This is a genomic window from Pantoea sp. GL120224-02, assembly GCF_900215395.1.
Lineage (GTDB): Bacteria > Pseudomonadota > Gammaproteobacteria > Enterobacterales > Enterobacteriaceae > Pantoea > Pantoea communis.
In genome coordinates this window covers 316,444-337,083 of record NZ_OBEC01000001.1, presented here as the reverse complement: position 1 = coordinate 337,083, position 20,640 = coordinate 316,444, and the positions used below count along the sequence as shown (strand labels likewise).

Annotated in this window: 16 protein-coding genes and 1 tRNA gene; 1 reads left to right on the top strand and 16 read right to left on the bottom strand. The window is 55.2% G+C overall.

What is annotated here, in order from left to right:
• Positions 1-18: 18 nt before the first annotated feature.
• The 16 genes from CRO33_RS01495 to CRO33_RS01420 all read right to left on the bottom strand — a co-directional run bounded on the left by CRO33_RS01495 (position 19) and on the right by CRO33_RS01420 (position 19,924).
• The gene (locus tag CRO33_RS01495) at positions 19-1,152 is read right to left on the bottom strand and encodes a M20 aminoacylase family protein (RefSeq protein WP_176505728.1); all 1,134 of its coding nucleotides are present in this window, start codon (positions 1,150-1,152) and stop codon (positions 19-21) included.
• 7 nt (positions 1,153-1,159) lie between these two features.
• The gene (locus tag CRO33_RS01490; RefSeq protein ID WP_097116706.1) at positions 1,160-2,086 is read right to left on the bottom strand and encodes a 2-hydroxyacid dehydrogenase; all 927 of its coding nucleotides are present in this window, start codon (positions 2,084-2,086) and stop codon (positions 1,160-1,162) included.
• Positions 2,086-2,931 carry a GNAT family N-acetyltransferase gene (locus CRO33_RS01485; RefSeq protein WP_097117244.1) on the bottom strand — a complete coding sequence of 282 codons (846 nt, stop codon included), beginning with the start codon at positions 2,929-2,931 and terminating at the stop codon, positions 2,086-2,088. Before CRO33_RS01485 ends, CRO33_RS01490 begins: the two co-directional genes overlap by 1 nt.
• A 100-nt stretch (positions 2,932-3,031) precedes the next feature.
• Positions 3,032-4,696, bottom strand: a complete 1,665-nt coding sequence (locus CRO33_RS01480; RefSeq protein WP_097116705.1) for an ABC transporter ATP-binding protein — start codon at positions 4,694-4,696, stop codon at positions 3,032-3,034.
• Positions 4,693-5,544 (bottom strand): ABC transporter permease, encoded by an 852-nt coding sequence (locus CRO33_RS01475; RefSeq protein ID WP_058962118.1) that lies wholly within the window; start codon positions 5,542-5,544, stop codon positions 4,693-4,695. The genes CRO33_RS01480 and CRO33_RS01475 overlap by 4 nt, the downstream gene beginning before the upstream one ends.
• On the bottom strand, positions 5,544-6,497 hold the full coding sequence (locus tag CRO33_RS01470) for an ABC transporter permease (protein WP_034824611.1): 954 nt from the start codon (positions 6,495-6,497) through the stop codon (positions 5,544-5,546). Before CRO33_RS01470 ends, CRO33_RS01475 begins: the two co-directional genes overlap by 1 nt.
• A gap of 27 nt (positions 6,498-6,524) precedes the next feature.
• A complete protein-coding gene (locus CRO33_RS01465; RefSeq protein WP_097116704.1) occupies positions 6,525-8,129 on the bottom strand; it encodes an ABC transporter substrate-binding protein in 1,605 nt (534 codons plus the stop codon).
• Between the two features lie 229 nt (positions 8,130-8,358).
• On the bottom strand, positions 8,359-9,636 hold the full coding sequence (locus tag CRO33_RS01460; protein ID WP_097116703.1) for an NAD(P)/FAD-dependent oxidoreductase: 1,278 nt from the start codon (positions 9,634-9,636) through the stop codon (positions 8,359-8,361).
• A 14-nt stretch (positions 9,637-9,650) separates the two neighbouring features.
• A complete protein-coding gene (locus CRO33_RS01455; RefSeq protein WP_097116702.1) occupies positions 9,651-10,319 on the bottom strand; it encodes a haloacid dehalogenase type II in 669 nt (222 codons plus the stop codon).
• A gap of 32 nt (positions 10,320-10,351) precedes the next feature.
• A complete protein-coding gene (locus CRO33_RS01450; protein ID WP_034824619.1) occupies positions 10,352-11,821 on the bottom strand; it encodes an aldehyde dehydrogenase family protein in 1,470 nt (489 codons plus the stop codon).
• Between the two features lie 397 nt (positions 11,822-12,218).
• Complete coding sequence (locus CRO33_RS01445) at positions 12,219-13,676, bottom strand: NAD-dependent succinate-semialdehyde dehydrogenase (RefSeq protein WP_097117243.1); 1,458 nt, start codon at positions 13,674-13,676, stop codon at positions 12,219-12,221.
• A 265-nt stretch (positions 13,677-13,941) separates the two neighbouring features.
• Complete coding sequence (gene cbl, locus CRO33_RS01440; RefSeq protein ID WP_045832269.1) at positions 13,942-14,901, bottom strand: HTH-type transcriptional regulator Cbl; 960 nt, start codon at positions 14,899-14,901, stop codon at positions 13,942-13,944.
• 188 nt (positions 14,902-15,089) lie between these two features.
• Entirely contained in the window at positions 15,090-16,007 is a 918-nt protein-coding gene (gene nac, locus CRO33_RS01435) for a nitrogen assimilation transcriptional regulator NAC (protein WP_034824624.1), read from the bottom strand.
• Between the two features lie 430 nt (positions 16,008-16,437).
• Complete coding sequence (locus CRO33_RS01430; RefSeq protein ID WP_038646197.1) at positions 16,438-17,469, bottom strand: ABC transporter permease; 1,032 nt, start codon at positions 17,467-17,469, stop codon at positions 16,438-16,440.
• 14 nt (positions 17,470-17,483) lie between these two features.
• The gene (locus tag CRO33_RS01425; RefSeq protein WP_034824628.1) at positions 17,484-18,968 is read right to left on the bottom strand and encodes a sugar ABC transporter ATP-binding protein; all 1,485 of its coding nucleotides are present in this window, start codon (positions 18,966-18,968) and stop codon (positions 17,484-17,486) included.
• A gap of 32 nt (positions 18,969-19,000) precedes the next feature.
• Positions 19,001-19,924, bottom strand: a complete 924-nt coding sequence (locus tag CRO33_RS01420) for a sugar ABC transporter substrate-binding protein (protein ID WP_034824630.1) — start codon at positions 19,922-19,924, stop codon at positions 19,001-19,003.
• Positions 19,925-20,431: 507 nt separating this feature from the next.
• Here CRO33_RS01420 and CRO33_RS01415 point away from each other — a divergent pair.
• Positions 20,432-20,507 (top strand) — tRNA-Asn (locus tag CRO33_RS01415).
• Positions 20,508-20,640: the final 133 nt, after the last annotated feature.

Here is a 20,640-nt window from a genome sequence, read left to right as displayed (position 1 = left end):
TTCAAAATCTTCTGCCAATCAGCGGGGAAATTCTGCACGCAGCGCGTGGCGGGCGATGGCCGTCAAAGTCTGAATACCGTGCGGGATCAGCGCATCGTTGAAGTCGTAAGAGGAATGGTGCAACGGCTGGCTGGGTGCCGATCCGATCCACAGATAAGCCCCCGCTCTGGCCTGCAACATAAAGGCAAAATCTTCCGAGGTGAGAGCAGGCTGTCTGGCTTGTTCAGCAGGCATGTCCGCCTCACGCAGGGCATCCAGCGCCAGTTGTGCAGCACCCGCATGATTGACCGTGGCCGGGTAATAACGCAGATAGCTCACCTCTGCCTGCAGACCGTGCGCCGCCGTGACATGTTGCGCCATTTCACGCAGACGGCTTTCAATGATGTCCTGCGCTGCCGGGCTGAACGTACGTACCGTGCCGGTGATACTGGCTTCCGCCGGAATCATGTTGTGTGAGAAACCGCCCTGCATGCGCGTCACCGTCAGCAAACCCGGCTCGCACGGGTCAAGTGCGCGCGCCACCAGCGTATTGAGTTGCACCACCAATTCACTGGTGGCCAGCAAGGTGTCACGCGTCAGGTGTGGCTGTGCCGCATGACCGCCACCGCCCTTTACCGTGATATCAAAACGGTCCGCCGCCGCCATGATGGCACCCGGCCGGGTCTGCACTTCGCCCAGAGGCAGTTCAGGCCAGTTATGCAGGGCAAATACCGCATCGCAAGGAAATTGCTGGAACAGGCCGTCATCGATCATCGCTTTCGCGCCGGCTAAACCTTCTTCCGCTGGCTGGAAGATAAACACCAGCGTGCCGTCAAAATCGCCCTGCTGAGCCAACTGGATAGCCGCGCCCAGCAGCATCACCGTGTGACCATCGTGACCGCAAGCGTGACAGACATTGTCATGCACACTTTTCCACGGCTGGGTGCCGTTATCCTGCATCGGCAGCGCATCCATGTCCGCGCGCAGACCTATCATGCGCGGGCTATTTCCACGTTTCAGCACACCGACCACGCCGGTTTTACCCAGGCCGCGATGCACCTCAATGCCGTGCTCTTGCAGCACCTGCGCCACGATGTCGCTGGTGCGCGTTTCCTGATAGCCCAGTTCGGGATGGACGTGCAGATCCCGTCGCAGAGCGACTAATTGATCCAGTTGCATATCAGTATCCCCGGTTACGATCGATAAGGCCGACCATGGGTTCGCCACGTTGATAGCGGCGCAGATTATCGAGCAGCGCAGCCACCGCGCTGTCGGTTTGCGTCTGGCTGGCAATGTGCGGTGTGAGCCAGATCGCCGGATGCTGCCAAAAAGGATGCTCTGGCGGTAAAGGTTCGGGATCGGTCACATCGAGCACGGCTGCGCTCAATTGTCCGCTGGCCAGCGACGTGAGCAGATCGTCATGATTTAACTGCGGGCCACGCCCCACCTGTACCAGTGCGGCTCCAGCAGGTAACTGCGCAAACAGCTCAGAGTTGAGTAAACCGCGCGTGTTGTCAGTCAACGGCAGCAAACACACCAGAATGTCGCTGTGTGCCAGAAACTCAGCCAATTGCTCAGCGCCATGCCAGCAGCGCACGCCCTCGAGTTCACGCGGTGTCCGGCTCCAGCCAGCACACTCAAACCCTAATGACACCAGCTGCTGCAAAGATGCCTGGCCGAGTTCGCCTAAGCCCATGACGCCCACCCGCCGCTGATTGGCGGTGCGAATCGGGTGCGTTTGCCACGTTGCTGCGCGCTGTTGCTGGAAATAGCGCGGCATATCACGATGCAACCCCAGCACGGCAAAAGTGACGTACTCCACCATGCCTTGCGTCAGGCCGGGTTCGATCATGCGCACCACCGGCAAATCGGGCGGCAGTTGGCTGAGATCGAACTGATCGGCCCCCGCGCCCACCGACAGTAGCGCTTTGAGATTAGGGAAGGTCGCCATGACATCTTCTGGCGGTTGCCAGGCCACCAGCAGTTCAACCTGTTCTGCGTCACCCACATCCGGCCAGATATGCAGCTGCACATCCGGTGCATGTTCAGCCAGCCAGCGCTGCCAGTGTGCTCCACGCGTGGCTTCCGATTTATAGACGATATGCATCACGCCATCGCCTGGGTCATCAACCCAAACGCCTGCATCTCACCGGCTTGCGGTGACCAAGGCGTTCCCCGATACATGGTGGTGGGCGCGTCAACCTTGACCAGCCCTAAACTCTCCAGCCAGTTTGCCAGTGGCAGTGCGCTGTCGGTGTCGATGCGGACAAACTCACCACCCAGCCCTTGCATCAGCGCGGCCACCAGCGCCTGCGCGACATCAACATGGCGCGCAATCACCGGGCCAATCGCCCAGCCATGCCCAAAACGGCGCAGGCTGGCAAAACCCTGTACCTGCTGCTGCGGATCTTGCAGTAACACGGTCTGGTGATCGGCAACCAGCGTTTGTATCAGTTGTGGGCGCCACATGCCGTGCGCCTGATGATCCAACTCAGTGAGCAATTCAACGTCATCGGCCAGAGCATTGCGCAACGTTAACCCCGTCGGGATGTTGACGGCGGGCACCGCTGCCAGCTCACGCGTCTGGTGCTGCTGAATGGTGCCTTTCACCACAAAACCCAGTTTCTCGTATAGCCCCTGGCCCATTTCGGTAGCATGCAGGCGAATCACGCAATCCGGGAATTTCTCCATCACCGCCAGCATCAACTGCTTACCAATTCCCCGCCCCTGACATGCTGGATTCACCACCACCAGACCAATGGTTGCCGCGCTGTCACCCCAGCGCCAACCGAAGGCGCTGCCGACAAACTGCCCCTGCTCTTCCGCCACCACGCCCTCACCCAGCGCCAGCGCCTGCTGCCAGTCTTCACGGCGATGCGGCCACTTAAGCTGTTGGGTGATGGCATAGCCATGTTCAATATCATCCTGCGTCATGGCGCGTAATGTGATCATTTGCTGCTCCTGGTTTGAGGTCGCCATAAATGGCCACCTGACAAATTCTTTGCGCGACTGCCACAGGGTGGGCACGCATTTGCGCTGGCTTGCACCATCTCTATTCCGCTTTCAGCACTTCTTCGTGCTCGTCCAGCCAGCCTTGACGCAGTTCCGGTACGGCTCGCTTCAGGCGTTCAAAATAAAGCTCACTGGTGGGTTTATCATAATCAGCACGGGAAATCTGCGTCACGATGCGACCGGATTTCATCACCACGATGTCGTCGCATACGGCGCGAACCGCGTGCATGTCGTGACTGATAAACAACACTGACAGCCCTAACTCACGGCGTAGCTCACTGATCAGATCCAGCACCGCCGCCGCGACCACGGTATCCAGTGCCGAGGTGACTTCATCACACAGAATCAGATCCGGCTCCGCCGCCAGTGCACGCGCCAGATTCACGCGCTGCTTCTGTCCGCCCGACAGCGCCCAGGGGCGACGCCACAACACGGTGCGCGGCAGTTTCACCAGATCCAGCAGTTGATACAGACGGCGCTGCAGTTCGAGCCCTTTCAGTTCATGGAACAGCGTCAGCGGACGTGAAAGAATACGCTCAACGCTGTGCGCGGGATTGAGCGCCGTATCCGCCATCTGGAACACGTACTGAATACGGCGCAGTTCATTGTCGGGACGCTTGTGCATGTCACCGTTGATATAGTGACCGTTAAACAGAATATGGCCGTGGCTGGGCGCATTGAGCCCGGCAATCGCATGCGCCAGCGTGGTTTTACCGGAACCCGACTCGCCGATAATGCCAATCGCTTGCCCTTTCCACAGCTTGAGATTGATATCTTCCAGAATCAGCGTTTTCGGTTTGCCCTCACTGTCACGCGGGCCATAACCGGCGCTGAGATCGCGCACTTCCATTAACGGTTGCGCGTCGGCTTCTGCACAACTCCAGCTGCTCTCACGCTCTTTCTGTCGCGCCGCGTCCATCAGCAGTTGGGTATATTCGGCTTGCGGTGCGCCAATCAGCCGCTCAGTGGTGCCGTACTCGGCCATTTTGCCGCGCAGCAGCACCAGAATACGGTCCGCCATCTGCGCCACCACCGCCAGATCGTGACTGACGTAAATCGCGGTCACACCGCGCTGTGCCACCACACGGCGAAAGGCTTTCAGTACTTCAACCTGAGTGGTGACGTCCAGTGCCGTGGTCGGCTCATCGAGGATCACCACATCCGGATCGCCGATCAGCGCCATCGCGGTCATCAGGCGTTGTAGCTGGCCGCCCGAAACCTGATGCGGAAAACGATCGCCAATAGTGTCAGGATTCGGCAGTGCCAGCTCACGAAACAGCGCAATCGCCTTCTCTTTGGCGGCTTTGCGCTTCATGGTGCCGTGGATCACCACCGGTTCGATCACCTGATCGAGAATGCGCATACCGGGGTTGAAAGAGGCGGCCGCACTTTGGGCGATGTAGGCCACTTTGTTGCCGCGAAATTCGCGCAGCTGGCCGAGCGACAGACTACGCACGTCGGTGCCCGCCAGATGAATGTTGCCCTCGGCGATGCGACAGCCGTGGCGCGCATAGCCCATCAGCGCCATGGCGATGGTGGTTTTACCCGAACCGGACTCACCGATCAGCGCCAACACTTCGCCTTTTTGTACGGTAAAACGGATATCAGAAACCAGATCGATCTCTTCGCCCTTATCCGTCTCGGCGGTGACACGCAGGTTTTCAACGGAGATCACGGGCATGGCTGTATGGGGTGTCACGTTCATGCTCCCTCCTTCGCCAGCGTCAGAGGACGCATCTGTTGCAGGCTGTCAATAAACAGGTTGGCGCCGATGGTTAAACTGGCAATGGCCACTGCCGGCATCAATACCGCAGGCGAACCGTTAAACAGGCCTTGTAGATTTTCACGTACCAGCGTGCCCCAATCAGCATAAGGTGGTTGCACGCCTAAGCCCAGGAAGCTCAAGCCGCTGAGTAACAGCACGATATAGACAAAACGCAGGCCAAAATCGGTGAGCATCGGATGCACCATATTCGGCAGAATGTCATGGATAGCCACGTACCAGCGGCTTTCGCCACGCAGTCGTGAAGCACGGACATAATCCATATTGCGCAAACTGCTGGCCATAGCGAACGCGATACGGAACGCACCGGGCCAGTAGGTGAAGATGGCTGTCAGAATCAGCATCGGCAGCGACGAACCGAATACCGCCACAATCATCAGCGACAGCACTTTGCCTGGCAGTACCAACATGGCATCGTTGATGCGGCCCAGCAACTCTTCGAGCCAACGTCCTGCAACGGCGGCCAGCAGCGCCAGCAAGGTGCCGATTAGACTGGCACCCAGCGCAGCGGTCAACGCCAGACCAATGGAGAACTTCGCACCGTATAAGATGCGGCTGAGGATATCGCGACCGAGATAATCGGTGCCCAGCAGGTTGTCAGCGGTCATCCCTCCTAGCATCGGGCCACCACCGATATCCTCTACACTATGCGGCGCCAGTTGATTGCCGAACAGCGCCATCAGTACCCAAAACAGAGAGATTGCCAGGCCAATGCGACCGGAGATCGACAGCGACTGAAAAATTCGTACAGGAAGCAGCAAGCTATTCATCAGCTCCTCCATTTTGGGTTAAAGGCGATAGTCAGGATGTCAGCAATCAGCAGCAGCACCAGATAACAGGCGGCGAACATCATCACGCACAGCTGCACCACTGGCAGATCGCGATTACTCACGGCATCCACCAGCGCACTGGCGAGACCGGGGTAGCTGAAGATCGACTCAATAATGATCACGCCACCAAACAAGTAAGACAGGCTGAGCGAAATGGCGTTGGCAATCGGTCCCACCGCATTCGGCAGCGCATGACGCAACACGGCACGCAGCGGCGAGACCCCTTTCAGCAACGCCATCTCAAGATACGGGCTGTCGAGCTGATTAATGATCGCCGAACGCGTCATCCGTGCCATCTGCGCCACTAATACGCAGCACAACGTCAGTACCGGCAGTGCATAGGCTTTCAAATAACTAACGAGATCCATATCGGGGCTGCCAAACGACATTGCCGAGACCCAATGCAGTTTGACCGCGAAGATCAACACCGCCACGGTGGCCACCAGAAACTCCGGTACGGCCACTGTCGCCATGGTGGCGATCACCAGGAAACGATCCAGCGCTGAACCACGATTCATAGCGGCCAGAATGCCGATCACCAGCGCCAGAGGGACGCAGATCACCGTAGTGATGCCTGCCAGTTCCAGCGTGGCAGGAATACGCTGCCCCACCAGTTGCGTCACTGGCAAATGACTGGCAAACGAGGTACCAAAATCACCCTGCAACATTCCACCGAGCCAGCTGAAGTAGCGCATCAATAACGGCTGGTCGAGACCCAGCTGCTGGCGTAACGCCGCCACCGTTTCCGGCGTGGCGTTTTGCCCCAGGATCATCTGCGCGGCATCGCCGGGCAGCAGGCTGGTGATAAAAAACACCACCGCCGAGACGATAAGCAAGGTCAGGATGCCCGCACCTGCGCGCCGGGCAATCAGAAACAACATGTATCGGTTCATCGGCGTTCTCCTCTGACGGATGACGGATTAGGCTTTCAGCCAGGCGAACTCATGGAAGCGGTAACCCATCATCATGCCGCTTGGCCAGGCTTCAACACCGCCCACTTTTTTACTGTACCCGTCGAGGGTACTGATAAAGGTGGGGATGATGGTGCCGCAGTGGTCATAGATCAGCTTCTGCATATCGCCATACATCTGCTTGCGCTTGCCCTGATCGCGCTCACCGCGTGCGGCGACCACCAGCTGGTCAAACTGATCGTTCTTCCAGCCCGATTCGTTGTTGGCGGCGCTCGACATATAGAACTGTGAGAACAGCATATCCAGCGTTGGGCGCGGGTTGATCGAGCCATAACCCACCGGGTCCTTGGTCCAGTGTGTTGACCAGTAGCCGTCATACGGCACGCGACGCACCTTAACGTTCAGCCCGGTGTTACGCGCCACCTGCTGGATTAACTGACCCCCTTCCACCGCACCTTCGATGTTTGGCGTGGTGATGATCTCTACCGTTGCGCCCTTCATACCGGCTTTCTCGATATGGAATTTGGCCTTTTCGGCATCCAGCGGACGCGGTTTGAGATCGGCGTTAAACAGCGGATGCCACGGCGGCACGGGGGTGTCGTTACTGATATCACCGTAGCCTTGCAGCACGGTTTTCAGCACGATGTCACGCGGCTGCAGATATTTCATCGCCAGCACGAAATCCTCGCTGCTGCCCGGCTTCATGTCGGTGCGGATAATCAGGTTGGTGTACATCCCCGCCTTGCTCTCCAGCACGGCGAAGTCTTGCGTGGCTTTCAAACGATTACTGTCGGCTGCGCTCAGGGTCGAAACGATATGCAAGTCACCCGACATTAGCGCATTGACGCGTGCCGCCTGATCGGTGACGCCCAGCAGTTCGATTTCGTCGAGATGAGGCAGGCCGGGCTTGTAGTAGTTTGGGTTCTTCACGCCAACAGAGCGTACGCCCGGCGTGAACTCTTTCAATTTGAACGGCCCCGTGCCAATACCCTTACTGAAGTCTTTGGTGCCATCCTGCACAATCAGGAATGGGGCACTGGCGAGCATATAAGGCACGTCAAAGTTGGCGCTGCTCAGCTCAAGAGTGACTTCGTTATCGTTCACCGCCGTGAAGGTTTTGAACTGATCGGCCAGCTTAAAGGCATTGGAAGCCACGGCGGGATCTTTGTGGCGGCTGAGTGAGTAAATGACGTCTTTCGCGGTGAGAGGTTTACCGTCGTGGAACGTGACCCCTTTGCGCAATTTAATGTGCCAGGTGACACCATCCGAAGACTCCACGGACTCCGCCAGCCCCGGTTGAATCGCCAACTTTTGGTCGAGTTCGGTCAGGCCGCTGTAGATCATAAACTGGCGGGTATAGTCACCACTGTTGTTGCCTTTGGCAGGATCGAGTGTGTCAGTAGCGGAGGCGTTGGACATGGCTGCGCGCATCTTGCCGCCTTTCACCGGTGTTTCAGCCGCAAAGCTCATCTGCGGAAAACCTATCAAGCCGCTGCTCATGACTGCACCCGCAGACAACAACTTCATCAGGCCACGACGTGACAGGGATCCCTCAGTCAGCATACGTGTCAGGGCCGGATTTACAGCGTCAGACTCTTTATCGAATTTACTCATCTGCACACCCTCAATATGAAAAGTGGTTTGTTTTGATAATCGAGCGTCAATCAGATCGCCATTAATGTGGCCCCTACCAAACCGGATAGCGTCCGCATGAATGCCAAATCAATGACACCTTAGGATGTGCATTTATGCGTCCCCCTCGAAAGCATCCCCCTGGCGCGCATCAATAGCGACCTGAAGAATCCCATCGTAGAGTGCACATTGATGCGCACCGAATTAACGATCAGGAGAGCCGATCCTTAGCCTTGTAATACAGCCCCGCGAGAGGCAAAAACCAGGGTTTCCCGTGGTAACCGGGCAGTGCAGGCCATGAGTCGCGCTGCCAGGGGTTTTCGTTACGCTTTTCTGCCAGTAAATCGGCCATCACCCGCCCCATCCATACCGACATCTGTGTGCCGTGGCCGCTGTAGCCCAGTGAATAGAACACACCATCGTGCTCACCCGCATGCGGCAGGCGATCGGACGTCATATCCACCATGCCGCCCCAGCAGTAATCGATGCGCGATTGGCCGAATTGTGGGAACAGTGCGGTCATCGCCGCACGTAACACGTCGCCACTGCGCGAATCCGAGGTTGGATTGCTGACGGCAAAACGTGCGCGCCCCCCAAACACCAGGCGACGATCGGCAGTGGTGCGGAAGTAGTTGCCGATATTCAGCGAGGTGACATAGGTGCGATCTTTAGGCAGCACTTGTTCAATCAGCGCATCACCCAGTGGTTCAGTGACGACGATAAAGCTGCCCACCGGCACGATACGGCGCTGGAACCACGGGAACGGCCCTTCATTCGATACGCCGGTGGCCATCATGACTTTATCCGCGATGATCTCGCCCTGGGCGGTGGTGACGCGATGACGGTAGCCATCCAGGCGCGTCAAGCCGGTCACCGCGTGATGGGGAAAGATCTTCGCTCCCGCGCGAGCGGCGGCATTGGCGAGACCAATGCCGAACTTGCCCATATGCATCTGGCCACCGCGTTTTTGCAATAAGCCACCGTGAAAGGCATCGCTGCCCACTTCACGGCGAATCTCATCTTTACTGATCAACTCGATTTCCGGGTCAACTGTGTCACGCATCAGTTGCCATGCACTGCGCAGTCCGGGGAAATGCGACGCTTTGCTGGCGAGCTTGAGCTTTCCGCACAGGCGAAAATCACATTCAATCTGCTCTTCCCGCACCAGTTGCTGGACATAACTCACGGCGTCATCAAAAGCCCGATAGAAGCGACTGGCTTGCTCGATCCCCTGGCTGGCTACCAGCGAAGCAAAGTTTTGCGATACGCCGGTATTACAGTGTCCACCGTTACGTGCGGAGGCCTGACTCATCACGTTGCCACTTTCCAGCACCACCACGTTGATACCCTGTCGTGCGAGATTCAGCGCGGTTGAGATGCCGGTAAATCCGCCGCCAATCACCACCACGTCAGCAACCGACGGCAGTGCGCCACTCGCTGCGCCAGTAAATTCCGGTGCCGTGGCTTGCCAGAATGATTCGAGTTTCATCGCCGCCTCCGGGCTTAGAGTCCAACCACAGCGGGCAGACCGCCGATATCTTTAATCTCGGTGTATTCATAAGCTGGGTTGGCCGGATCGTGACCCCGGTTGACCCATACTTTGTTTTTGATGCCCATGTCGTAGCAGGTCATCAGGTCATAGCGCAGGCTCGACGAAACATGCAGGATCTCTTCGGGACCGCAATTCAGCTTGTCCAGCATGTACTCGAAGCCTTTCATCTGCGGCTTGTACGCACCCACTTCTTCTGCGGTGATGGTCATGTGGATCGGTGCACCAAGACGCGGCACGTGATGGGGAATCAAATCGTTCATTGAGTTGGTGAGCAGCACCAGTGGGAACGCTTTCGCCACTTTGGCGAGTCCAGCTGGCACGTCTGGGTGCGGCCCCCAGGTGGCGCAATCGGTGTAGATAAAGTCGCTATCGGCTTTGCTCCACTGCACGCCCCATTTTTTACAGGTGCGCTCCAACGCATCGCTGACGACGTCGTAGTAAGGTTTCCACGCCCCCAGCACTTCATCGCGGCGATAGATGGCGAAATCGGTGGTGAAGGCCAGCATCTCTTGGGCTGACACCCGATCTTTGAAGCAGCGCTCTGCCGCTCCTGCCATGTCAAAGTTAATCAGGGTGCCGTAGCAATCAAAGGTGATGAATTTCGGTTTAAACAGTGCCATGACGCGACCTCGTCGTTGTCTGATACGTGAATTTAGAAATCGATTAATACACTCTTCTGGCGCTGGCAGGCCTGAAACGCCTGACGACCCAGATCCTTGCCAATACCGGAGCCAAGAAAGCCTCCAGTAGGAATAATGAAATCACCGGAGCGACCGTAGCGGTTGATCCATACAGTGCCGGATTCGATAGCACGCATCGCCCGCATGGCGCGTGGCAGGCTTAGCGTGTGCACACCGGCGCACAAGCCATAGGTTTCGTGCGCCGCCAATGCTAAGCCCTCTTCTTCGCTATCGAACTCCTGCACGGTCAGCACCGGGCCGAAGATCTCCTGCTGCACCGCCGGGTTATCTGCCGCCACGCCGCACAGTAAGGTCGGCTGCCAGAACCAGCCTTCGTCGGTGTCCGCAAAACGTTCGCCGCCCACTAACACTTCTGCGCCCTGCGCTTTGGCTTCGGCGATCACCGATGCCACCTTGTTGCCCTGGCGCTCATCGATCAGCGGCGCATAACGGCTGCTGTCTTGCCAGGTGACACCCGGCTGCGGCTGCTGGCATAGCGCCACCAGGCGATCCAGCAGCGGTTGAGCGATACCACGTTGCACAATCAAGCGAGTACCCGCGACGCATGCCTGTCCACCGTTGGCGGTGAAGCCGCGCAGGATGCGCTGTGCCAGGACATCGATATCGCCCGCATCATCGAACACCAGCTGTGGGCTTTTGCCACCTAACTCCAGCGTGACAGGCTTCATGCCATGCTGTGCTGCGTCACTCATGATGCGTGCACCCGTCACCGTGGAACCGGTGAACGAGACTTTGCGTACCAGCGGATGGGTGACCAGCGCGCTGCCGGTCACTGCACCACTGCCCTGCACAATATTTAGAATGCCCGCCGGTAAACCGGCCTGCACCGCCAGTTCCGCCATGCGTACGGTAGAGAAAGGTGTCAGCTCCGAAGGTTTCAGCACCACGGCATTACCCGCTGCCAGTGCAGGACCGCATTTCCACGAGGCCATCGACAGCGGGAAATTCCACGGTGTAATCGCGCCAATCACGCCGTATGGCTCCGAAATCAGCATGCCGAGGCTGCTTTCCTGCGTCGGGAACAGATCGCCACTGTATTTGTCTGCGCACTCAGCGTAGAAACGGATGGCCTCTGCGGTAAACGGAATCTCATGCTGTACCACATCGCTGATCGGCCGCGTCGACCCCAGCGCTTCGAGCTGAGCCAGTAACGGATCGCTTTCAATCAGATCCGCCCAACGGCGTAACACTTTGCCACGTTGACGCGGTGGGCAGCTGCGCCAGCCACTGGTTTTCAGCGCTTCATGCGCCAGGGTGACAGCCCTATCAACATCGCTGGCCTGCGCTTCGCTCAGCTCGGCATAGACTTTGCCATCAGATGGTCTTTTTACGGCAAAACGCGCGCCCTGGGTGGAAACATGCTGGCCACCAATATAATGGCCAATCGGGAGAGAAACTTTTTCAGGGTCGAAACTTAACATGGAAAATTCCTTATTTGTTACACCCATCACATGTGCGCCAATTAACGATTTGCACAACATTTATCTGTCACGTTAATAAGCTAATGCAGAAAGTATGCCAGCCCAGTAAAAAATAAAAATGCGTAAAAAACAGCCCAGAAAAATTTTCTGCCGTATTGAAGAGGGAAAACTTGCGGATTTGCCGAAGGAATAAACAGATGATTTACTTCACAAAATTCGTGCATCGCGGCGGTGCAGCTCGCATGAAACTTGCACTAAAACGGTGACTGGTGAGAAAAGCATGACATAGCGCACAAAACAAAACAGCGCCGATCACCTAAGGTGACCGACGCTGTTTTAAATCCAGTGCGTATAATGCGCACCCTACTGTGGTGTCACCATTAAGGGTGACAGATATTTATAAACTGCCAATATGAAACGTTTTCTGCTCTAAGTACTCTTCAATTCCGTAACGCGAGCCTTCGCGCCCTAATCCGGATAATTTAATTCCGCCAAAAGGCGCGGCATCTAATGAAATCGCACCGGTATTAAAACCGACCATGCCAAACTCTAATGATTCCGCCACGCGCCAGGCACGACGTATATTCTCGGTAAAGAAATAAGCGCCCAATCCGTACGGCGTGTCATTCGCCATTTGAATCGCCTCTTCTTCGCTATCGAAGACGAACAGCGGTGCCACGGGGCCAAAGGTTTCTTCATGTGCGATACGCATACTACTGGTGACATTGCCCAGTATGGTCGGCTCAACAAAAGTGCCGTTAGGTGTACTGATGCCGCCACGTAATAACGTCGCCCCCTGACGAAGCGCATCATCGATATGGCTATTCACCTTTTCGACGGCGCGTTCGTTAATCAATGGCCCGATGGTGCTTCCCGGTGCAAAGCCGTCGCCCACTTTGAGCGTGGCAACGGCTTCAAGCAATTTCTCGCTGAAGCGCTCATAGATGCCGCGTTGTACCAGAATACGGTTGGCGCAGACGCAGGTCTGCCCGGCATTGCGGAACTTACTCGCCATCACGCCGGGAATGGTGATATCCAGATCGGCATCATCAAACACAATCAGTGGCGCATTTCCGCCCAGTTCCAGGCTAAGGCGTTTAATGCTGTCGGCACTTTGTTGCATCAGCAGTTGGCCGACGCGCGTGGATCCGGTAAAGGAGATTTTGCGCACCGTACGGCTGGCAGTCAGCGTGCTGCCGATCTCGGTAGGTAAACCAGTGAGCACCTGGAGTACGCCAGAGGGGAAGCCCGCCCGCTCAGCCAGCACCGCCAGTGCCAGGGCCGAAAGTGGCGTCAGTTCAGAAGGTTTGACGATGATCGGGCAACCGGCGGCCAGCGCGGGTGCCACTTTGCGGGTGATCATCGCAATCGGGAAGTTCCAAGGCGTGATGGCTGCTGCCACGCCCACCGGCTGCTTCAATACTAAAATACGACGATCTTCACTCGGCGCCGGAATGGTATCGCCATAGATGCGGCGCGCTTCTTCAGCGAACCACTTCACAAAGCTGGCGCCGTATAACACCTCACCTTTGGCCTCTGCCAGCGGTTTGCCCTGCTCGGCGGTCATGATAATCGCCAAATCGTCAGCATTGTCGAGAATCAGCTGATGCCATTTATCCAGCAGTGCCGCGCGTGACGCGTTCGGGGTCTTGCCCCAGCTGGCACGCACCGACTCGGCATAATCTATCGCCTGCTCGGTTTCCGCCGCACCCAGTGCCGGAATGGTGGCAATCTGTTGTTGAGTGGAGGGATCGATCACCGGCAGCGTGGCCCCGGCGTGCGCGTCCTGCCAGCGCCCGCCAAACAACGCCTGCTGGCGTAACAGTTCTGCATCTTTTAGTTGAATCCGCGACATTTTCATCCCCTTTATCCTGTTCATTTCACTGTAACGTGGCGCAGCAGTGCAGGATGTTTTTCTAAGGGGTGGAAACCGGGCCAGGATGTGTTTTAGCGTGCCAAAAGAAATTTTATGCTGTGCATAAATGCGTCATTGATTACGGTGAGGTTTGTTGCCAGGTGCGCATGAATGCATCATTGATTACGCTGCGGTTTGAGGCCAGGCGCGCAGGAATGCGCACCCTGTAGGAAATGTGTGGTCGCCATTTATGACGACCACTGCATCAAATCTGGAAATCGATAGCGGGTTCAGATTCCGTTTCATAGGAAAGCGCCTGACGCTTGATCTCTTCCAGCGACAGATTGGCGTTACACAGTTCCAGGAACTGCCAGACATAATTGCGCTGTAACTGGCCGCGCTTCAATCCCAGCCATACGGTGTTGGCATCGAACAGATGATGGGTGTCGATTTTCACCAAATCTTCACCTTCATAAATGTCGCACGCCTGATCAGCCAGGATGCCAACGCCGAGTCCCAACTCAACATAGGTTTTCACCACGTCGGAGTCCTGCGCGCTGAGCACGATATCCGGCTTAAGTCCCGCCGCCTGGAACGCACGGTCAACACGCGAGCGACCCGTGATCCCCTGACGATAGGTAATCAAGGGATGGCGACTCAGGCTAGCCAGCGTGATCGGCTGATGCTGTAACAGTTCATGGTCGTGCGGCACCAATAACGAGTGGTGCCAGCTAAACCACGGGAAAGCCGCAAGGCTGCTGTTGTTCACCAGTTGCTCGGAAGCAATACCAATATCAGCTTCACCCGCCAACAGCATGGCCACAATTTCCTGCGGTGAACCCTGATTGAGTTCAAGTCGAACATTAGGATAGAGCTGTCGGAATGCTTTGATCACACGCGGCAGACTATAGCGGGCCTGCGTATGCGTGGTAGCAATCGTTAGCACGCCGCTGGTTTCATTGGTAAACACATCCGCCAGGCGACGCACTTTGCCTGCTTCATCAAGAATGCGTTCAGCAATGGTTAACAGCGCCTTGCCCGGTTCCGTCATGCCCAGCAATCGCTTGCCGCGACGAATGAAGATCTCGACGCCGAGTTCATCTTCCAAATCACGAATATGGCGGCTAACCCCGGATTGTGAGGTAAACAGCGTGTTCGCCACTTCTGTCAGGTTGAATTCGCAACGTGCAGCTTCACGTATAATTTTAAGTTGCTGGAAATTCACACCCTTTTCTCCTGTTCCCTGCCCTGTTTCGTCCATGTTATGAAGTTGGTGTCATTGCAGGAAATAATAAAAAACGGTGTGTTATGCGGAATAGTAATAAGGAGGGTGATTTATCTCGACGCGTTTGCGGGTGTTAAAGCGTGAAGGGGTTACCCCAGCCGTAGATAGCTGGGGTAAAGAAGAAGGGATTAACCGACCAGCATCAACTCGCGCTCTTCCGTCATCGGCTTATTCAGCAGTGACAGCAGGATGTTTTTCACTGCCTGCGCGGAAGGTGACAGTGGCAAGCGCGCAGAGATATTCAGCGAGAGCGGCAGATTCAGCGATGGGCTGTTAATACGTGCCATCCACGCGTGAGTTGAACTCACCAGGGCGCGAGCCGCTGATTCCGGCAGAACGGTCACACCCATACCGCTGGAAACCGCGGCAGTCAGGGTTGAGATTGACTCGATTTCACCGATGATTTTTGCGCTCAGACGACGCAGCGAGAATGCTTCATCAACACGTTTGCGCACCGCGCTGTAGTCACGCGGCAGGAACAAATTCATCTGCGCCACGTCGGCGAGATCAACGGTAGCGCCCGGGCATGCGGTCGCACCGACCAGATACAACTCTTCTTTCATCAATGGAATGCTGTTAATGCCGGCTGTCGGCGCACGGTCATACAGCACTGCCATATCCAACTGACCGTTCATCACTTTTTCATTTAAAGAGGTGCCGCTATTCTCATGCAGATACACCAGTACATCCGGGAATTGTTCCCGCACCGTTTGCAGCAGCGGCATCGTCAACGAAGAAGCGGCGGTGCCCGGTGCCAGACCAATTGATACCTGACCATTTAACGCCTGGCCCGCGTTGATGACAGCCGTTTGCGCCTGTTCACACTGGCGCAGAATCGTACGAGCATGAGCATAAAGAATTTTGCCCGCCTCGGTTGGTGTTACGCCACGTTTGGTGCGAATCAGTAACTGCTGATCGAGTTCGTTTTCCAGCGTCGCAACTTGCTGGCTAAGCGCAGGCTGCGCGATGTGCAGCACTTCTGCTGCCTGAGTCAGGCTGCCGATATCGACGATTTTTACAAAGTACTTCAGTCGTCTTAAATTCATATTGCCTCCGTCAATCCCCGAATAACCCGTTTGGGTGTCTCAGCCTGCTGGCTTGTGTTCATGAAGTTGCAATATGCAGGCCAGGTTTATTCGGAGCGTGAAAAAGCAGTGCCAGAATATTCCTAACGGCACGGAAAATAAGCCTTTCTGATTACCTCTTAAGAGTTAATAAGCTGAGCACATGACACAGAGTGATTAAAAATAAATCGAAATGCACCACCATGGTGCGCAACTTGCGTGGCAGATGTGCAAAAAAGTGATGACCGAAAGCGTCGCAGTGGTGCATAACTCACAGAAAATGACCTAAAACGGTCAGAACGAAAGCAAACGCGGGGAAAGGAGCAGGATCAACCAGTGGGAAAACTTATTGTGAACAACGGAGCAAAATGTCCTTGAGGGCGCACACAGTGCGCCCTGCAATCAGGAAGTACTATCTCTTTTTACGGTTTCTATGCATATCTATGGACACTGCGGCGACAATGATGATGCCTTTAATGATGTCCTGCACGTAAGCATCCACACCCACGAAGGTGAATCCGCTCTTAATCAGACCCAGAATCACCGCACCAATCAGCGTCCCGGTGATGCGACCCACGCCGCCCATCAGGCTGCTACCGCCGATAACGGCTGCGGCAATCGCATCCAACTCGTACGCCATACCCATACTTGACTGGCCGCTACTGACGCGCGCCGCCAGCACCACACCCGCCAGGCCAGAGAGCGCACCCGCGATGGTATAGACGATGATCAGGTATTTATTAACATTGATCCCTGACACTTTGGCCGAAGTCATGTTGCCGCCAATTGCATACACATACTTACCGTAACGGGTATGCTTCAGGGCGATGTGGAACAGGAAGGCCACCACCAGGAAAATGATCACCGGCATCGCGCCCTGGCCGATGGAGGTAAAACCATCTGACAGGAAGCTGATCGGGTTACCTTGCGTGTAATACTGCGCCAGACCACGCGCCGACACCATCATGCCCAGTGTGGCGATAAATGGCGGGATACCGGTTTTGGTAATCAGGAAACCGTTCATGACCCCGCACAGCAAACCTACACCAATACCGGCCACAATCGGAATGACGGCAGGCAGGTTAACCAGTGACGGATACATCGGTGTCAGGCTGTCAGAGGTTTGTGCCAGACTGGCCGCCACTACCGCCGTCAGTGCAATCACCGAACCAGACGACAGGTCAATCCCCGTGGTGATGATGACCTGGGTCACGCCCACCGCAATGATGCCGATGATCGCCACCTGTAAAACAATCAATACCAGACGGTTGGTGTTGAGCAGAAAAGATTGGTCACGAACGTACCAGCCTGCAATCTCAAAGATTAAGGCAATACCCAACATCACCACAAAGATGCCGGTATCTTTCGGTAACTTATGGCGCAGGTTGCCAAAGAAGGATGTCGATTCCGCGGCCTGCGGGGCCGTAATTTTTACGTTACTCATAGATGTCTCGCGCCTCACTCGGATGCCAACGACAAAATGGTTTCCTGATTGGCCTCTTCTTTATCGAGGATGCCAGTTATACGTCCGCCGTGCATAACCATCACGCGGTCGCTCATGCCCAGAATTTCCGGCAACTCCGACGAGACCATAATGATGGCCACGCCACGGTTTGCCAGTTCGCTGATTAAGCGGTAAATCTCGGCTTTTGCCCCGACGTCAATACCGCGCGTCGGTTCATCGAGGATCAGAATCTTCGGTTGAGCCAGCAGCCAGCGCGCAATCAGCACCTTCTGCTGGTTACCGCCACTGAGGTTGTTGATGATCTGATCCATGGTCGGCGTTTTAATATTGAGCTTGCGGATCTGCTCCATGCAGTCCTGTGCCATCTTCATGTGGCTAACGAAACCGGCTTTACTGACATAATCCGGCATGTTGACGATGCTCATGTTCTCCATCACCGACAACACCAGGAATAAGCCGGACTTTTTACGGTCTTCGGTCAGGAACGCCATGCCCTTCTCAATCGCCGTGGAAGGCGAATCGATTTTGACCGGCACGCCATCGATCAGCACTTCACCGCTGTCGAAGCTTTCCATCCCGAACAAACTTTCCATCACTTCACTGCGTCCCGCCCCCACCAGACCGGCAACACCGAGGATTTCACCCTTACGTACCGTAAAGTTGATATCGGTGAAACGGTCTTTACAGGTAAGGTTGCGCACCGTCAGCACTTCCTCACCGATTTCACCATTGAATTTCGGGAACAGCTGCGTCAGTTCACGCCCCACCATCTGGGTAATTAATGACTGACGGGTAAACTCGGAAGTGCTGTTGCTACCCACCCAGGTGCCGTCGCGGAATATGCTGATCTCATCGGTGATGGTGAAAATCTCATCCATCTTGTGACTGATATAGATGATGGCTTTACCCTGCGCACGCAGGTCGCGGATGATGGTGAACAGATGCGCCACTTCGGTTTCCGTCAGTGCCGAGGTCGGTTCGTCCATAATCACAATGTCGGAGTTCCACGACACCGCTTTGGCAATTTCCACCATCTGCTGAGCAGCGATACTCAGCTCGCCAACCATACGATCGGCTTTTAAACGGATATTGAGTTTGTTGAGTAATTCCTGCGTTTGCTTGTTCAGCAACGCGTGGTCAACAAAGCCGTACTTCATCGGTTCGCGACCCAGCCAGATGTTCTCAGCCACAGTCATGTAAGGCACCAGATTCAGTTCCTGGTGGATCATGGAGATGCCAGAACGCAGCGCATCCATGGTGTCCTGAAACTGCACCGGCTCCCCTTTAATGCGAATGGTGCCCTTATCGGGACGGTACATCCCGATAAGGCATTTCATTAAAGTGGATTTGCCCGCGCCATTTTCACCCATCAGGGCATGTACCGACCCCGGTTTAATGCGTAGTGAGACATTGTCGAGTGCCTTCACTCCGGGGAAGAACTTGCTGATGCCTTCGGCTTCAAGCGCAAAAGCGGTCATACATCACCTCCGTACGGCTGAGTCGGGAACGATTATTTCTGGTTACGAGATTCGAACTGCGCCATGTTGTCTTTGGTGATCAGCTGGTAAGGGATGTTAATCACCTTCTCCACTTTCTCGCCTTTCGCCAGTTTCACGGCAGTCTGTACGGCGCCTTCACCCTGACCTTTAGCATCCTGGAATACAGTGGCGACCATCTTGCCGTTCTTCAGCATCTGCAACGCATCCGGTGTACCATCCACGCCCGCAATCAGGATGTGGTTCGGGTTTTTGCCCAGCGCCTGCAGCGCACCGATCGCCATTTCATCGTTGTTTGAAGCAATCGCCTGAATGTCATCGCCTGCGGTCATCCAGTTACTCACTACGTCCACCGCGTCATTACGGGTGAATTTCGCGGTCTGTTTCTGCACCACTTTGATGCCAGGATATTTAGCCACCACCGCTTCAACACCTTTGGTGCGGTCACGAGTGGATTCGTTAGCCAGATCGCCCATCAAAATGGCGACGTTGCCTTTACCGTTCATCGCTTTTGCCAGCGCTTCCATTTGCAGACGGCCCGCTAATTCGGAGTCAGAGCCGACGTAAGCCATTTTGTCGGTCAATTCACCTGCCGGTTTGCGGTTAACAAAGATCAGCGGCACACCCGCTTTAGAGGCCGCATCCATCAAAGGTTTGACGGCATTGGTATCCACTGGGTTAACGATAATGGCGTCAACGCCCTGACCGATGAAGTTCTGAATTTGTTGCAGCTGTTGGGAGACGTCGCCCTTCGCATCTTCGACCTGACCCTTAACGCCATCTTTGGTCATCTCTTTCTGCATCGCGGTACGCAGAATGGTCAGGAAGTTATCGTCAAACAGCGCCATAGAGACGCCCACCTGAAGGTCTTTTGCCATAACAGCGGCAGGTAACATGCAAGCTAACAGGGAAGTCACTAACGCTTTTTTGAATTTCATAGGTAACCCTTCTTATTCGTTAACATGCTCAGTTGGGCTGATACGACGAATGAAAAATATTTTTTACATTCACTCAACGGCACTGGCGTTATTTATCTGGTTGTAGAGGTAAGGCTTCTGGTCTAACGCTATCGTTTCGGTACTGCTCTTTCCTGCAACTATCTACTTATCAAAAGGTTATTTTCGAAATGCTGTTTCAGACGCCAAAACTGATTTCACCCGTGATGATAAGCAGTTCATTTGTTTCATCTGATCAGCATTTGAAATTTTCATCATAAAAGCACTGAAATGATTGTTTTAAAATCGGCAAATAACAAAACTTTGACATGCATCTAACATCTCAAAGGAAATGCGCTTAAAGTGAGATCTTGCTGGCAGTTTGAAATCTGAACGTTCAAGGCAGAAAAACAGCATTCCGCTGCTTTTACGCGCACTTAAACCAGAAGTGTGCGATCGGGCTTTGACATTGGGGATCGGCATCGCTAATATGCGCCTCGTTCACACGATTCCTCTGTAGTTCAGTCGGTAGAACGGCGGACTGTTAATCCGTATGTCACTGGTTCGAGTCCAGTCAGAGGAGCCATATTTAGAGAAGCCCGCTCAGGGAAATCTGAGCGGGCTTTTTGTTTGCAAAAAAGCTCGCTAGTTATGGATACGAGGCAAACTTTAGCTTAGGCAGATACCTGTGCCGTTGTTCCAGTCTATTTAGTTTGTCC

What these genes read in the sequence shown, in the direction of transcription:
- CRO33_RS01475 (WP_058962118.1), bottom strand. Translation starts at nt 5,544, where the DNA reads ATGAATAGCTTGCTGCTTCCTGTACGAATTTTTCAGTCGCTGTCGATC.
- CRO33_RS01450 (WP_034824619.1), bottom strand. Translation starts at nt 11,821, where the DNA reads ATGTTAAGTTTCGACCCTGAAAAAGTTTCTCTCCCGATTGGCCATTAT.
- nac (WP_034824624.1), bottom strand. Translation starts at nt 16,007, where the DNA reads ATGAATTTAAGACGACTGAAGTACTTTGTAAAAATCGTCGATATCGGC.
- CRO33_RS01430 (WP_038646197.1), bottom strand. Translation starts at nt 17,469, where the DNA reads ATGAGTAACGTAAAAATTACGGCCCCGCAGGCCGCGGAATCGACATCC.
- CRO33_RS01420 (WP_034824630.1), bottom strand. Translation starts at nt 19,924, where the DNA reads ATGAAATTCAAAAAAGCGTTAGTGACTTCCCTGTTAGCTTGCATGTTA.
- CRO33_RS01465 (WP_097116704.1), bottom strand. Translation starts at nt 8,129, where the DNA reads ATGAGTAAATTCGATAAAGAGTCTGACGCTGTAAATCCGGCCCTGACA.
- CRO33_RS01460 (WP_097116703.1), bottom strand. Translation starts at nt 9,636, where the DNA reads ATGAAACTCGAATCATTCTGGCAAGCCACGGCACCGGAATTTACTGGC.
- CRO33_RS01470 (WP_034824611.1), bottom strand. Translation starts at nt 6,497, where the DNA reads ATGAACCGATACATGTTGTTTCTGATTGCCCGGCGCGCAGGTGCGGGC.
- CRO33_RS01490 (WP_097116706.1), bottom strand. Translation starts at nt 2,086, where the DNA reads ATGCATATCGTCTATAAATCGGAAGCCACGCGTGGAGCACACTGGCAG.
- CRO33_RS01455 (WP_097116702.1), bottom strand. Translation starts at nt 10,319, where the DNA reads ATGGCACTGTTTAAACCGAAATTCATCACCTTTGATTGCTACGGCACC.
- CRO33_RS01445 (WP_097117243.1), bottom strand. Translation starts at nt 13,676, where the DNA reads ATGTCGCGGATTCAACTAAAAGATGCAGAACTGTTACGCCAGCAGGCG.
- CRO33_RS01425 (WP_034824628.1), bottom strand. Translation starts at nt 18,968, where the DNA reads ATGACCGCTTTTGCGCTTGAAGCCGAAGGCATCAGCAAGTTCTTCCCC.
- CRO33_RS01485 (WP_097117244.1), bottom strand. Translation starts at nt 2,931, where the DNA reads ATGATCACATTACGCGCCATGACGCAGGATGATATTGAACATGGCTAT.
- CRO33_RS01480 (WP_097116705.1), bottom strand. Translation starts at nt 4,696, where the DNA reads ATGAACGTGACACCCCATACAGCCATGCCCGTGATCTCCGTTGAAAAC.